Below are 13,901 nucleotides of genomic sequence, written 5' to 3'. Positions count from 1 at the left end.
GAGCAGAATGAAACGGAACAGCGTAATGTCAAACGCTAGTCCGTTTCCGTTCGTTCATTTTTCTCCTTTTTGAGCTGCTTTCGCTCAACATGGGCCACACCCCATTGATGCAAGGTTTCCAAAATCGGAGACAGGCTCGTGCCGTATTCCGTGATGGAGTATTCCACTTTCGGCGGGATTTGCGGATAGACGACTCGTTTGACGATCTCTTCCTCTTCCAATTCGCGCAGATGGAGCGTAAGCATCCTTTGGGTGATATCGGGCAGCAATCTTCTTAGCTCATTGAAGCGCAAAGGTTTGCCTTGAAGCAAATGGTAAAGAATAAGCGGTTTCCATTTGCCGACGATCGAATCCAATGCTACGACGAATTGACATTGGTCAGAGTTCTTTCGCATATCTCAGCCTCCCTGACAGTATCCTTTTTAATACTATACCACATTATTGTGCCTACTTAAAATAAGTAAGTATATGTAATATGATTATCCCCGGGAGTATAAATATGCTGTTACAGAAGGGAAGTTTTGACTCATGGCAACCGTATTGTATATCACCGCACACCCTCTCGATCCTCAATCATCGTATAGCCTCGCGGTAGGCAAAGCGTTTATCGAATCGTACCGCGAGGCAAATCCGGGCGATGAAATTGTTCATTTGGATCTGTACAAAGAGAATATTCCGCAATTTGATGCTGATGTTTTACGAGGTTGGGAAAAGCTTCGTTCGGGTTCGTCTTTCGATCAACTGACGGATGCCGAGAAGTCGAAAGTGGCTCGCCTTGAGGCAATTGTCGATCAATTCGTGGCTGCCGATAAGTACGTATATGTTTCACCGATGTGGAATTTCACGGTCCCGCCGATTTTGAAAGCATACACGGATGCGACTTCGATTCCGGGTAAGACTTTTAAATATACCGAAAACGGCCCTGAAGGTCTGTTGACCGGCAAGAAAGTCTTACACATTCAGGCTAGTGGTTCTGTTTATTCGGAAGGTCCTTTAGCTCCACTTGAAATGGGATACAGCTATATGAATAAGGTTTTGCAATTCTACGGAATTCAATCTATTGAGGCGATTTTTGTTGAAGGAACGGCACTAAAATCACAAGCGCAAGCTCCGACTATTAAAGAAAAAGCAATCGCGCGCGCTAAGGAAGTTTCCAAACGTTTCTAAATTGTAGGCAACGTTCTCAAGCCGGAATGCATAAGAGCCAATCCACCAATAGCGAAGCCAAAAACCCTCATTGATCTAGATCAATGAGGGTTTTGTATTGTTTAGGATAATGTGGACTATGAAGATCAAATTCCCTCAAAAGCCCTTGAGAACCTTTGCTTGTCACACGCATTGCCCTTCCGTTAGGAGTCTCTCAATCCGTATGAGTCCTTGGCTGCTGCTGTTTTATTTTTGAGGTCAGTCGAGTTCACGCGGCAGCGGGAATAAGGGCTTGATTCGAGACTTCCCCGCCCTTTCTCAGTCTAGATATGCAGCGCTTCAAGCAGCAAGGCCACGGCCTTGGCCGCTTCTGCGCGCGACACGGTCGCTGACGGACGGAAAGTTTGGTCCGGGAAACCTGTCATGAGCTTCGACTGCTGCAGCTTCGTGACGGCTGCCGCCGCCCAAGCCGGGATCGCCGCCGCGTCTTGGTAGGCAGTCGTTGATGCGTCGGACTTCAGCGCCAGCTGCGCCAGCACGACGGCCAGCTCCGCCCGGGTCATCGGCTGCTGAGGGTTGAAGCTGGTGCCTCCCGCCGTCGGCGAGCCCTTCATGAAGCCCGCTTCCTGCGCGGCCTTCACGCCGGCTGCCGCCCATGCCGGGATCGCGGCCGCATCCGCGAACGGCTTGGCGCCGTCGGTTCCCGCGGCCGGCTTTAAGTCGAGCGAGCCCGAGAGAATAACCGCGAATTGCGCGCGGGTAACGGCATCGTGCGGACGGAAGCTCCCGTCCTCGTACCCTTTCATGCTCCCCATGCCGATCAAGCGCTCGGCGTAGGATGCCGACCAGTGGGACGCTAAGTCGTTGAACGACTTCCCCTGATACGCGAATACGGCGTATTTCGTAAAATGATTGACCGACACCGTGATCGTGCCGTCGCCGTTCGCCGTTCCGCCGACGTAGATCCAACGCTGCTGCTGCTCGTTATAGTAATACACGGCAGGCTTGGCATCCTTGTTCGATACGGCCTTCGCATCATAATCGAACGTGAGCTGAACCGGCGCACCGAACGTCGATCCCTGGCTGTACGTCAGATCGATGACCCTGCTGGCCGATTGATAGCCTTCGGTCGACGGCTCCTCGCCTTGCGGTACCACGACTACGGCAAGCTTGCCGGTGCCTGCGAACGCCCCAGCGGGCACTTGAATCGAGATGCTGCCCTTCAAGCTCAGGGAGCCGCCTGCTTTGCCGTCAATGTCTTGCTCTGCCCGGTCCTTCGGGTCGGTCGTCACCGGCGGAACCGGATTCGTATTGCCCGACCCCGGATTCGATACGACGGGAACCGGCGTTAATCGGAACAGCTTCGAGCCGGCAGGCTGGAGCGTCAAGGCGAGCGATCCGCTGCTTAACGTGGACGAATCGCCGCTCCATAGGTCGAGCAGCGTGTACGATTGGCCTGCCGTGAGTCCCGCACGCGCGAGATCGATCGTTTTATCGGCGGCTTGGCTCGGATTGTAGTTGAAGACGGCCAGATACGCATCGCTGCCGTCCCGCAGCACGAACGCATCCGAGGCATTCGCGCCGGTATTGCCCTCCACCGCTTGGAAAGCTTTGCCTTTGACCGCCAATTGGTTGATGCGCGGATTGGTATACAGCTCCTGCATATATTGCTGCGCCGTCTCGTTGTTGACGTCATCGGAATTCAGGAACACCGTTCCGGAGATGACGGCCGAGTTGACGCGGCTGCGCGCTTCTTCCAAAGACCGCGCCCGCGTCAGCGCCATATGGTCAGGGTCCGTGTAGCCGTAAATGGTGCCGTTCTGCCACCAGCCGTACGTGAGCGAATTGAGCTCGTATTCCGATTCGTTGATCGCGCCGTACGTGTCGCAGGAGATCCGTCTGCTGTTCGCGTACTGCGACGGGAAGATCGGCGCGATCGACTCGCTGATGAACATGGAGCCGTCCAGCACTTCGTTCATGTAGCTCATGCCCTCGTTATAGGCTTGAATGCCCGTGGTGACCTTCGAATCGAAGTGAACGCCTTCCAAGGACCCGTGGGTCAGGAAATCCAGCTTGATGAACGTGAAGCCCAGTCCTTTGAACCGGTTCAAATACTCGTCCATGCGCTGCTTCGTGCCGGGATGGGTCGGATCCAGCGCATAGGCGCCGTCCAGCGTCGGCAGCGGGTTCCCCGATGGGTCCTTCAATACGATGTCGCCGTAGGTGTATTGACCGTTCGTCCCCTCGACCGTCTGGCTCATGTTGTTCCCCCAGTAGACGAACGGCCCCCAGTAAATGCCGGCTTGCTGCCCATTATGCTTGATGGCGGCGACCGCTTGGCCAAGCTGCTCCTGCGTCAGGTTGTCCCAGTAGGAATCCAGATTGATATAAACGGCGCCGTTATTGTTGAGCTCGCCCAGGTGCTCCTTGAAGTAATTGGACGTGTCGATCACGTCCTGATAGCTCAAGTCGCTGCCGAACGCGCCCCAGCTGTTCCAGCCGACCGGAACGCCCTGCGGCAGTTCCGGACCGAGCGGAAGCGGCGGAGCGATCCGCGCGTTGGCATCGCCGTACTGCTCCATGCCGGTGCGGTAATCCGCGAATCCGCCGGCCATGATCGTCGGCGAAGACACCGTCGTGCCGCTGATGCTGCCGTGCGCCTGCGTATCGTGCGTCACCGTGGAGGAGGCGCCGCCGTACACCGCGAACTGATTGATTTTGTTTCCCGTGCCTTTCCATTCGATGCCCGTCTTCCATGTATCATGGGTAACCGAGCCGATGACGAGGCCGTTCCGGGACGCATTGTCGTAGATGGCCGTCACTTCGTAGCTGGCATCTGCCCGGTTGACCGATTGCGCTTTGTAGCGAATCCACGCATCGTTATCGAACGGCACGGAGAGCGCCCGGTTATCCGCATCATGCCCGGTGTCGACGCCGCCCGTGCGGTTGACGACGATCGGCGCGATGTAGTTGGTGCTGATTGATTGATCGCCGGTCGCGTCCAGTCTCGTCAGGAAGTACGCCTGCCCGTCGTAGAATTGATAGACCTGCTTCAGCGCGGGCTTGCCTGCCTCCGTATGCATGAAGGTCAGTTCGATCCCGGTTCCGAATTCGTCCTGCAGCGGCTTGATCGCCGTCGTGTCGAAGGCGTGCGCGCCGTAACTCTTCGTCGTCAGCGTGTCGTCGCCTATTTTCACCGATCCGTATACGCCGTGCAGCGTTTGGCCGTTCGTCCAGGCATAGTCCAGGTAGCCCGTGGACGAATGGAACGTCACGTTATACTGCCCGTTGCCGACGACCAGACCGCTCGTATGCGGCGTCACCTCGATCGTGCCGAAGGTCTGCTTCGCGAGCGGATCGCCGATGCTGCCTTCGTCCTCGTCGACGGGGCCGCCCGTACCTTCATCTAACGCTACTTGAATCTTGTCGATGTCCGGCGAGTAGCTGCTGCCGTCGGAGAAGAGTAGCGTGTTCTCGCCGGCGTTCAGCGTAACCGGCAGTTGAATCGTGCCGACCGTATTCCAATCGGCCGTCTTCAGCGAATCGTAATACTGGGCTTCGCCGCCGTTCACGCTGACGTAGAACGCCCGCGGATCGCCGGATATGAACGAGACCGTGACGAGATAGCTGCCGCTCTTGTCCGCATTGACCTTGTTGAATTGCAGCGAGCTGCCGTTGTACAGGTTGCCGACCTTCTTCGCGCCGGAACAGCCGCCGCAAGTGGAGATCTCCGCGTTGCCCGCCAGCGCGTTGTCCGGCGATTCCGCTTCGTACGCGACCCCGGCCGGCGGCGTGCCCGGATCTCCGGGATCGCCCGTTCCGCTGCTCACCTCGACCCGGTCGATATCCGGCGCGTACCAATTGTTATCGTCGATGAGCACCGTATTGCTGCCGGCCTTGAGCTCGACCGTCACGTCGAAGCTGCCGACCGTGCTCCAATCCGCCGTTTTGGGAAACTCCACGTACTGCTTGTCGGCGCCGTTCACGCTGACGTTCGCCGAACGGGGGTCGCCCGAAATATAGTAGACCTTCAGCGTGTACGTGCCCGCTTCGCTCGCGGATATATCGTTGAACTGCAAGGAACTCCCTTGGTACATGCCGCCGACCTTCTTGCCGCCCGAGCATGCCTCGCAGTCGCCTGCCTCCGCGTTTCCCGTCATCGCGTTGCCTGCCGCTTCCGCTTCGTAGCTTTGCGGTCCGGCCGCGCCTTCCGCAAACGCCTTTGCGGTGGAATGCCAGCCTGTCGTGAATACAAGCGCTGCAAGCAACACCATCAGAGTGGCCTTCTTCAATTGCCGCGTCATCATCATCCGCGCCTCCTTCGATATGTAATCCCCCTCATTATGAAGCGTTTTCATGGGCGGCGATATAACACGATGTTCCGATCGATACCCCAATCCGCCTGGAATTGCATACCGGATAGTTACGATTCGTTGGAAGAGCCTGCGTTTGAACCGGACCGGGAAACACCAAAAGGGACCGGCCGTCAGGCCGATCCCCCTGTCCTTCCCCTCGTTCGCCGCTCGTTCGCCGCTCGTTCATTCTCGCTTCGCCAGCGATCAATACACGGTGATTTTATCGAAGTCCGGCGCCCATACGCCCGCCGCGTTCGTGTAGAACTTCAGCGTGTTGCCGCCCGCGTTCAGCGTGACGGAGACGGTAATCGTCCCGACCGTGCCGAAGCTGCCCGTCGGCGGGAAACTCAGCGTCGTCGCCGTGCCGCCGTTGACGCTCAGGAGCGCGCTCCGCGCCGTCGCGTCGCCGTTCAGGTACGCGATCGTCAGCGTGCGGGTTCCGGCGCCCGTCATCGTCACGTTATTGAACTGCAGCGTGCCCGCGTTGTTGCCCACGTTCTTCACGTCGCTGCCGCCCGAGCATGCGGCGCATGCGTTGACGGACGCGCCTCCCGCAAGCGCGTTGCCTGGCGCCTCGGCTTCCAGTTCCGTCGACTGCAGGGCGATGCGGTCAAAATCCGGCGCCCACACGCCCGCCGCGTTCGTGTAGAACTTCAGCGTATTGCTGCCCGCGTTCAACGCGACGTTCACCGCGATCGTCCCGACCGTGCCGAAGCTGCCCGTCGGCGGGAAGCTCAGCGTCATCGCCGTGCCGCCGTTGACGCTCAGCAAGGCGCTGCGCGCCGAGACGTCGCCGTTTAAGTACGAGATCGTCATCGTCCGCGTACCCGCGCTGCCGACATTGACGTTGTTGAATTGCAGCGTGCCCGCGTTATTTCCCACGTTCTTCACGTCATTGCCGCCCGAGCATGCGCCGCAGGCAGCGACGGACGCGCCGCCGGCCAGCGTATTCGCCGGCATTTCGGCTTCGTAGCCGAGAAGGGCCGGGGATGAACCGCCTCCCTGTACGCCTGCCGTCCAGTCCGCGCTGCCGTATTCGTAGGCGCCCTTGTCCGGCGCGGCGCCCGCGTATCCGTTCGTCCATGGCGCATGGACCGAGCCTGCGTTGACGGCGCCCGAACCGGACACGAGGCGGAAATTATGGTTGGCCGCATCGGCGAAGTTCGACGAAGCCGCGTTGAGCAGGTTGTTGTCCTGCGCGAACGCCGGCGTGCCGGCCATCGTCACGAGCGTCGAAGGCACGTTGTAAGCCGTGTTGTTGTAGAGGTACCTTCCGCCGTTCGTCGGCGCGTTCATCCGGAACGCCGCGTCCTGCCCAATGTTGTAAATGACGTTATGGTGCGCAATCGCATTGTCTGTCCCGTTGTCCATATAGACAGCCGGCACGACGCCGGTCCTGGTTCCGCTCTGCCAGTAAATGTCGTGGATGACGTTGTACGCGACCGTCGAATTCAGCAGGTCGCCGCCCAGATAGACCGGCGCGCCGTCGTCGGCGACGATGTTCGTGCGATAAACGTCGTTATGCTCGAAATAACCCGGCCGCGTGAAGTGAATTGCCGATCGACCCGTATTGTAGATCGTGTTGTAGGTAATCGTCGTATAATTGCGGTCGTTGTAGCCGTTATCCTCGAGCCGCACCGGCGCGTCGTAATTGCCGTTCCGGTCTGCGTCGTGAATATAGTTGTTCGTGATGACGTTGTTCGAGCCCTTGTCGAGCAGGAAGATGTTGCCGTCGCTGTAGCCGAAATCGCCGTTCTTGACCGTATTGTTATTGCCCATGATGTGAATGCCGTCATCCGCAACCGGATGCGTATGATACAGGCCGCGCGCGTTATGAGAGAAAATATACGAGGCGGTCATGCCGTCGATCACGTTGTTGTCGCCGGTGATCTTCATCTCCGCCCCCTTGATGTCGATGCCCGTGAAGCGGATGTTCGATTTGCCCGTCAGGTCGATCGCCTGCCGTCTGGCCTTGACCTCGACCGTCTTGCCGGTCGGGCTAGCCCCGCCCGGCGCGTACAGGTACAGGCGGGCGTTCGACGGATCGTAGAACCATTCCTTCTCGGCGTCGAGCAGTCCGAGCTTGCCGGCCAGATAATAATAGTTCTTGTCGCCCCGAGTCGTATCGCCCGGGTTCAAATAATCGCCCATGTCGCCCGGAATGGCGAAGTTGACGGTACCGCTTCCGCTGCTCGTCACCGTCGCTCCCCATGCCGTCCATTTGGCGGCGGAGATCGACCAGACGATCGCGCCGTTATACCACCCGGCGGCTTGGTTCGGCATCCCCGTATCGGCAATGCTCGTCAAGCTGCCGCTGCCGACGGCGGCGCCGTCGTTCGTCATCGGGCTCGCGCCGGTCTTGTTCGGCCAGCGGGCGTACGTCATGCTGCCGCCGTCGACGAAGACGGCGTTCTCGTCGCCCATGCCCATCGCGTAGTTCGTATAGTAGATATTGCCGGTGTAGTTCGTCCAGCTCGTATTGACCGCATCCAGGCCGGAGATCAGCACGTCCTCGCCCTGATATGCCTTGTACTCGATCGGACTGCCCGTCGTTCCGCTGTTGGCCGGCGTTACCGTCTCGCGGTACGTTCCCCCGCGGATATAGACCGTATCGCCCGCCGCCGCAACGGAAGCCGCCTTCTGAATCGTCTTGAACGGCGTGCCGAGCGACGTGCCGTTATTGCCGTCGCTGCCGCTTGGCGCAACGTAATAATTCGAGGCCGCATGAACGGCCTGCGGCGCCGCGACGCCGCATGCAAGCGCTGTCATGATTGCGAACGATGAGAACGCAGCCATAACGCGCTTGCGCTTGCCGCGCTTTGTCTCGCTTCGAACTTCCTTGCCCTTAACGCCGATTCCCATCATAATCCCTCCTAATTGTATGGTGCGCCCGGCAAAGGCTTCGCAATGCCGGACGCGCTTCATGCCCGAAGCTAGCGCTTCAGCACGTCTGCATAAATCAATTGAAACGTCCCCGTCCCCCCGTGGTTATTCTTGGCCGTCAACCGAATGCAGGATGCCAAAACCGGCGGAAACAGGATCGCTTGCTTGCCGCGCTGATTGCGCAGCTCGCCGGTCGCGACCGGCTCGCCCCAATCCGCGCCGTCTTCGCTGACATAAACTTCGTACGCCTTGATTCGTTCGCTGAGCGGCGCCGCGTAGCCGCCGTTCTGCACCGCTCCGGATTCCGGCTGCAGCAGGACGAGCCCGCGGACTTCCGTGGCGGCGGCCAGCTTGAAGTCGATCGACTGCGGCCATACCGTGGCGCCAGCGCCTTTGAACCATCGGTCGTAATGCGGATCGAGCACGTTCGAAGCCGGCGCGTACGGCATCTCCCATCTGCAGCTCGCCGTCAATTCATGGCGCGGCACGAGACGGGTCTCCGCGGCGACGGTCAGCTTGAGTACCGTGTCGCCGTCTTCCGCCGCCGCGGACCACGACGGCACGCTCAACGTCAGCCAGCCCTCTTCCTGCGCGACAACCAGGAGGTCCCCGCTCTTCAGGTCGACCGCGCCTTCGACGATATAACCCGCGTCCGGCAGGCGCAGCTCCGAACCTTCCGGCGGCGTAAGCACGTGAATATAATGCGCCCGCCCGTCCGTGGATACGGTCGTGACGCCGTAAGCGCCGTCCGCCCAATGGCCCGGCGGGAAGCCGCCTTTGTCGTACCCGCCGCCGTACGTGCCGTAGATCGATTCGGACGCCCAGGATAGGTACCGTTCGAAATGAGCCGTGAAGCGTTCCACCAGATCGGGGAAATCGCCGCCGATCTTCGGCCCGTAGCCCAGATGCGCGTTCCAGGAAGAGCCCGCGATGGTCACGATCCGCTTGACGAACTCCCTGTCGTCGGCGACGTTCGCGTAATTGAGCTCGTACGCGCCCCAGTCCGGCTTGCCCTCGCCGAGGTAAAACCAGTCCCATTTCATTTTGAACGCGAATTCCTTGTCATGCGGCCCGGTCCAGGTGCCGCTGGCGTAGTCGTACTCCGGCGAGCAAAGCTTGCCGAAATCCTCCAGCGCCATCGCGTCTTCGTCCGCTACAGGTCCGTGGCTGAAATCGTTGTTGATCAGCACGACGTCATCGCGAATGGCGTGAATCCATGCGAACGCGTCCTGCGCCTCCAGCTTGTCGTGATAGCCGTCGAACCAGAAGCCGGCAATCTCCGGGTAACGTTCCATCAGCTCCGCGATCACGTCCTTGCTGTAATCGAGATAGCCGTCCCTCGCCGTGATATCGATGTCCCCGTCGCCTTTGTGCGCGCGGTAGGCTTCCCGGTCAAGCCACTGCACGCCGTGATGCAGGGCATGCTTCGCATCCCGGTTGATGTAGATGATGATCCGAATGTCCTCCGCCGCGGCGGCATCGATGATCTCGCGCAAATAGTCGCGCTTCGTGCACGCGCTGCCCGGCACGTCGGACGGCCAAATCTTGAGATAACCCATGTCGCAGTGAAACGTGGCGAGCGTGATGTATTTGGCCCGAAGACGCACGGCGGTGGAAACCCACCGCTGCGCGCTCCAGCCATGATCGGCGGCCGCCTGCTCGAAGGCTTCGACCGTCTCGTATGCATAGGGCGTTCCGGGATCGAACGGATCCCGGTCATAGTCGCCGGTGCGCATGCCCCAATGAAGGAACAATCCGATGCGCGCATCGCGGTACCACGCTTGAAGCCTAGCTTCCCTGGCTGATGAATGCATGTCCCTGACCCCCGCTCCATAAGCTTGCCTGTCCGGCAGGGTCGCCGGGCAGGCTGGTTTATGGCTTCCTTGTCGATTATGATTCCTGACTCGCTTTAGCTTGCTTTCATGCTGAATATAAGGCGACTACTTGCTCGCTTTCCAGGCGTCCACTTGCTTCTGCGCTTCGGCGACGATCTTGTCGATGCCCGCTTTTTGCAGACGGTCGAGGAAATCGGGCAGTTTCTTGGCAGGATCGACGGCGCCCGTGCTGAGGCCCGGCATGTATTCGTCGAGAACGGACTGCACGTTGGCGATTTCCGCCGTCAGGCTGCTCGTATCGAATTTGAAGCCGACGATCTTCGTCGGTGTCGCTTCGGCGTTCGTCTTCTTCTGGACTTCGAACGTGTCCGCCGCTTGGCCGTCCATCAGGTAACCGTTGAACGTGTCGCCGTATACCCATGGATAGTTGTTCGCGTAGCCGCCGTCTTCTTTCACTTTGACCGTATTGTCGCCGACTTTGTCGTAGTGTTTGCCTTCGATGCCGAACGACAGGAGGTTGTACAGTTCCTTGTCCGTGTTGACGAGGTTCAGGAACATCATGGCGCGCTCGGGGTTCTTCGAATTGGCGCTGATGGCATTGACCGTCGCGATGCCCGGGTTCGAACTAATCAGGAAGTTGGTCAGCGGCGCGAATACGACCGGCTTGCCGTTGTAGCGATTGTTCGACATAGATACTTCGGAGCCGGGATTCAAGCCGTTCGAATACGTAATATACCCTTGGCCGGCTTTCGTGACGTCGTCCACCGACTTGTTCGTCGGCGCGTCCGCATTGACGTACCCCTTCTGGTACCAGTCGCGAACGACTTCGGCGTAGTGCTTGAATTCAGGGGAAGCATACACGTTGAACAGCTTGACCGTGTCGTCCGTATTGTAGAAGCCGATCGGGTTTTGGCTTGTGACCGGAATCGAATCGATGCCTTGGGAATTGATCAGGTAACCGAACATGCCGTTGCGGTCCATGACGATCGGCGACATTTTCGGCTCGGCCTTCTTGATCGCGTCCAGCGCCGGAGCGATGTCTTCGAATTTCTTCACCGTCGAGAGATCCAGCTTGTATTTGTCGATGATGTCCTGCGGCACGACGAAGCCTTCGCGGCCGGTAACGCTCTGATAGTTCGGCACGCCGTAGATATGGCCGCCTACTTTCACTTGCTCCCACATGAAGTCCGGCAGCGAAGCTTTCAGCTCGACGCCGTATTTGTCCAGCAGGTCGTCGAGCGGCTTGAATACGCCTTTGTTGGCATTGCCGACGTAATCGAACAGCCAGTTCGACGTCCAGCCGATATCGTACGCTTCGCCTGAAGCCGCGACCGTGTTCATGCGCTGGTTATACTCGCCGCCGTCGATCGGCTTTAATTTGACCGTCGCGTTGATCTTGGCCTGCGTGATCTTGTTGACGGCGTCTTCGATCGAGCTCAGATCGGATTGTGCGCCGGGCTGCAAATAATACCAGGTCAGATCTACCGGTTCCAGCTTCGATGCATCCGCGGCATCGCCGGAAGCATTCGTGCCGTTCGTCGCGCCGGCGGAAGTATTGCCGTTAGCTGCCGCGTTGCCCGATGTATCGGCGTTGGCCGCATTCGCTGCATCGCCGGAATTCGAATTGTTTCCATTGTTTCCGCAAGCCGCGAGACCGAACATCAAGCATGCGACCAGCGCCGACCCCCACATTTTTTTGCCCATTGACGATGTAACCATTTCTTAATCCCCCCATGGATAGTTTGAATTATTCCTTAATAGCCCCAACGGTTAATCCGCCTACGAAATACCGCTGGAAGAACGGGAACACGATCATCATCGGCCCTGCGGCCAGAATGGTCATTGCCATCCTCGCGGACAGGCTCGGCAGCTTGGATACGTCGATATTGAAATGCTGCGCGATGGCCGTGGCTTTCAGAAACTCGATGGCATTCATATTGCGGTACAGCAGAAGCTGCAGCGGTACCTTGTTCGGATCGTCGATGAAGAGCAGGCCGTTGAACCAATCGTTCCAGTAGCCGAACGACAGCATCAGGCCGACCGTGACGAGCGCCGGCTTCGAGAGCGGCAGGACGATTTGGAAGAAAATCCGCCATTCGCTCGCCCCGTCGACTTTGACCGATTCGATGATCTCGCCGGGAATCTTGCCCAGGAACCCTTTCATGATCATGACGTAGAACGGGCTGATCAAGAGCGGCAGGACCAGCGCCCAGACCGAGTTGCGCAGATGAAGATATCTTGTCATCAGGATGTACAGGGGAACGATGCCTCCCTGAAACAGCATGGTGAAAAACACGTAGAACGTGAGCGGCTTCCGATACCGGTAGTCTTTCCGCGAGATCGTGTAAGCCGTCATGGCCGTCAACAATAATCCGGCCAGCGAACCGATGACGGTAACCAGGATCGTGACGCCGTAGGCGTGCACGATGGCGTGCGAGGAGCGCAGCATGACCTGGTAGCCGAGCGTGCTGAATTTCTCGGGGAACCATTTATACCCGTGCTCGAGGAGCGATTGTTCGTCGGACAGCGAAATCGAGATGACGAGGAGGAACGGGATGATCATCGCGATCGATATCAAGCAGAAGATCGCATTCACGACCGCTCGTCCGCCGGTGAGCGTTTGCTTCATTGCGTTTACTTCCTTTCATGCCGGCTTACCAGAGTGCGTTCTCTTCGTTGATCTTGCGGATAATGAAGTTCGTGACCAATACCAGGAGCAAGCCTACGACGGATTGGTACAGCCCCACTGCGGTCGACATGCTGACGTCGCCGATGGTGCGCAGCGATCGCACGACATACGTATCGATAACGTCCGTTACCGGGTACAGGAAGCTCGAGTCGTTAGGGACGTAGTAGAACAATCCGAAATCCGCGCGGAAAATGCTACCTACCGCCATGATCAGCAAGATGACGACGAGCGGAGTCAACAGCGGAAGCGTGATCTTGCGAATCATCTGCCACTTCGTCGCGCCGTCGATGCGCGCGGCCTCATAGTAACTCGGGTCGATGGCGATAATGCCCGCATAATAGATGAGCGCCTGGAAGCCGACCGCCTTCCACAGCTGCACGACGATCATGATCGTCGGCCAGTAGCTCGACTTCTGGTACCAGTTCGTCGGGTCGATTCCGAACGACGCCAATGCCGTGTTGAGCGCGCCATGCTGATAATCGAAGAACCCGATCGCGATGTATCCGACGACGACCCACGATAAGAAGTAGGGCAAGAACATGACCGTCTGATGCATCTTGAACCACCGTTTGGACAATTCGTTCATCATGAGGGCGAGCACCAACGCGAATATCGTCGTCAGGACGATGAACGCCACGTTGTACAGAATCGTATTGCGCGTCACCCGCCAAGCCAAATCGGACTCGAAGAAAAACTTGAAATTATGCAGCCCGACCCACTTGCTTCCGAACAGGCCTTTCGTGTAGTTGTAGTTCTGAAAAGCGATTACCAGGCCCAGCAGCGGCAAATAGTAAAAAATAAATTTGTAGACGAAGCCCGGGAGACTCAGCAGCAGCAGTTCCCGGTTCTTCTTGACGTGTCTCCATTCACGTGCAAGCCATTGCATTTCCGTCACCTCCTTCCTGTCCACAGTATGGCATCGCGGAAGGCCGGCTCCCACTGCTGGAACCGCAAAAAGCTGAACAAACGGACTGCTCAATGCCCGTTTTTCTG

General features: G+C 58.3%; 8 protein-coding genes. 1 reads left to right on the top strand and 7 read right to left on the bottom strand.

What is annotated here, in order from left to right; genetic code table 11:
* Window positions 1-35: 35 nt before the first annotated feature.
* The gene (locus GT003_RS07840; RefSeq protein WP_161696149.1) at window positions 36-395 is read right to left on the bottom strand and encodes a winged helix-turn-helix transcriptional regulator; all 360 of its coding nucleotides are present in this window, start codon (window positions 393-395) and stop codon (window positions 36-38) included.
* Window positions 396-528: 133 nt separating this feature from the next.
* On the opposite strand from GT003_RS07840, the gene GT003_RS07835 reads away from it, so the two are divergent.
* Window positions 529-1,167, top strand: a complete 639-nt coding sequence (locus GT003_RS07835) for an FMN-dependent NADH-azoreductase (protein ID WP_161696147.1) — start codon at window positions 529-531, stop codon at window positions 1,165-1,167.
* A 302-nt stretch (window positions 1,168-1,469) separates the two neighbouring features.
* Here the strand turns inward: GT003_RS07835 and GT003_RS07830 are convergent, their stop codons facing one another.
* From GT003_RS07830 to GT003_RS07805, 6 genes are all read right to left on the bottom strand, one after another.
* Window positions 1,470-5,453, bottom strand: coding sequence for an S-layer homology domain-containing protein (locus GT003_RS07830; protein ID WP_161696145.1), 3,984 nt, complete (start codon window positions 5,451-5,453; stop codon window positions 1,470-1,472).
* A gap of 252 nt (window positions 5,454-5,705) precedes the next feature.
* The gene (locus GT003_RS07825; protein ID WP_161696143.1) at window positions 5,706-8,363 is read right to left on the bottom strand and encodes a right-handed parallel beta-helix repeat-containing protein; all 2,658 of its coding nucleotides are present in this window, start codon (window positions 8,361-8,363) and stop codon (window positions 5,706-5,708) included.
* A 71-nt stretch (window positions 8,364-8,434) separates the two neighbouring features.
* A complete protein-coding gene (locus tag GT003_RS07820; RefSeq protein ID WP_161696141.1) occupies window positions 8,435-10,198 on the bottom strand; it encodes an alpha-L-fucosidase in 1,764 nt (587 codons plus the stop codon).
* A gap of 126 nt (window positions 10,199-10,324) precedes the next feature.
* Window positions 10,325-11,938, bottom strand: a complete 1,614-nt coding sequence (locus tag GT003_RS07815) for an ABC transporter substrate-binding protein (RefSeq protein ID WP_161696139.1) — start codon at window positions 11,936-11,938, stop codon at window positions 10,325-10,327.
* 28 nt (window positions 11,939-11,966) lie between these two features.
* Window positions 11,967-12,848, bottom strand: coding sequence for a carbohydrate ABC transporter permease (locus tag GT003_RS07810; protein ID WP_161696137.1), 882 nt, complete (start codon window positions 12,846-12,848; stop codon window positions 11,967-11,969).
* Window positions 12,849-12,873: 25 nt separating this feature from the next.
* Window positions 12,874-13,794 carry an ABC transporter permease gene (locus GT003_RS07805; RefSeq protein ID WP_161696134.1) on the bottom strand — a complete coding sequence of 307 codons (921 nt, stop codon included), beginning with the start codon at window positions 13,792-13,794 and terminating at the stop codon, window positions 12,874-12,876.
* Window positions 13,795-13,901: the final 107 nt, after the last annotated feature.

Origin of the sequence: Paenibacillus sacheonensis (assembly GCF_009909195.1) — a bacterium.
GTDB classification, from domain to species: Bacteria; Bacillota; Bacilli; order Paenibacillales; family Paenibacillaceae; genus Paenibacillus_Z; species Paenibacillus_Z sacheonensis.
This window is presented reverse-complemented; position numbering and strand designations above follow the sequence as displayed.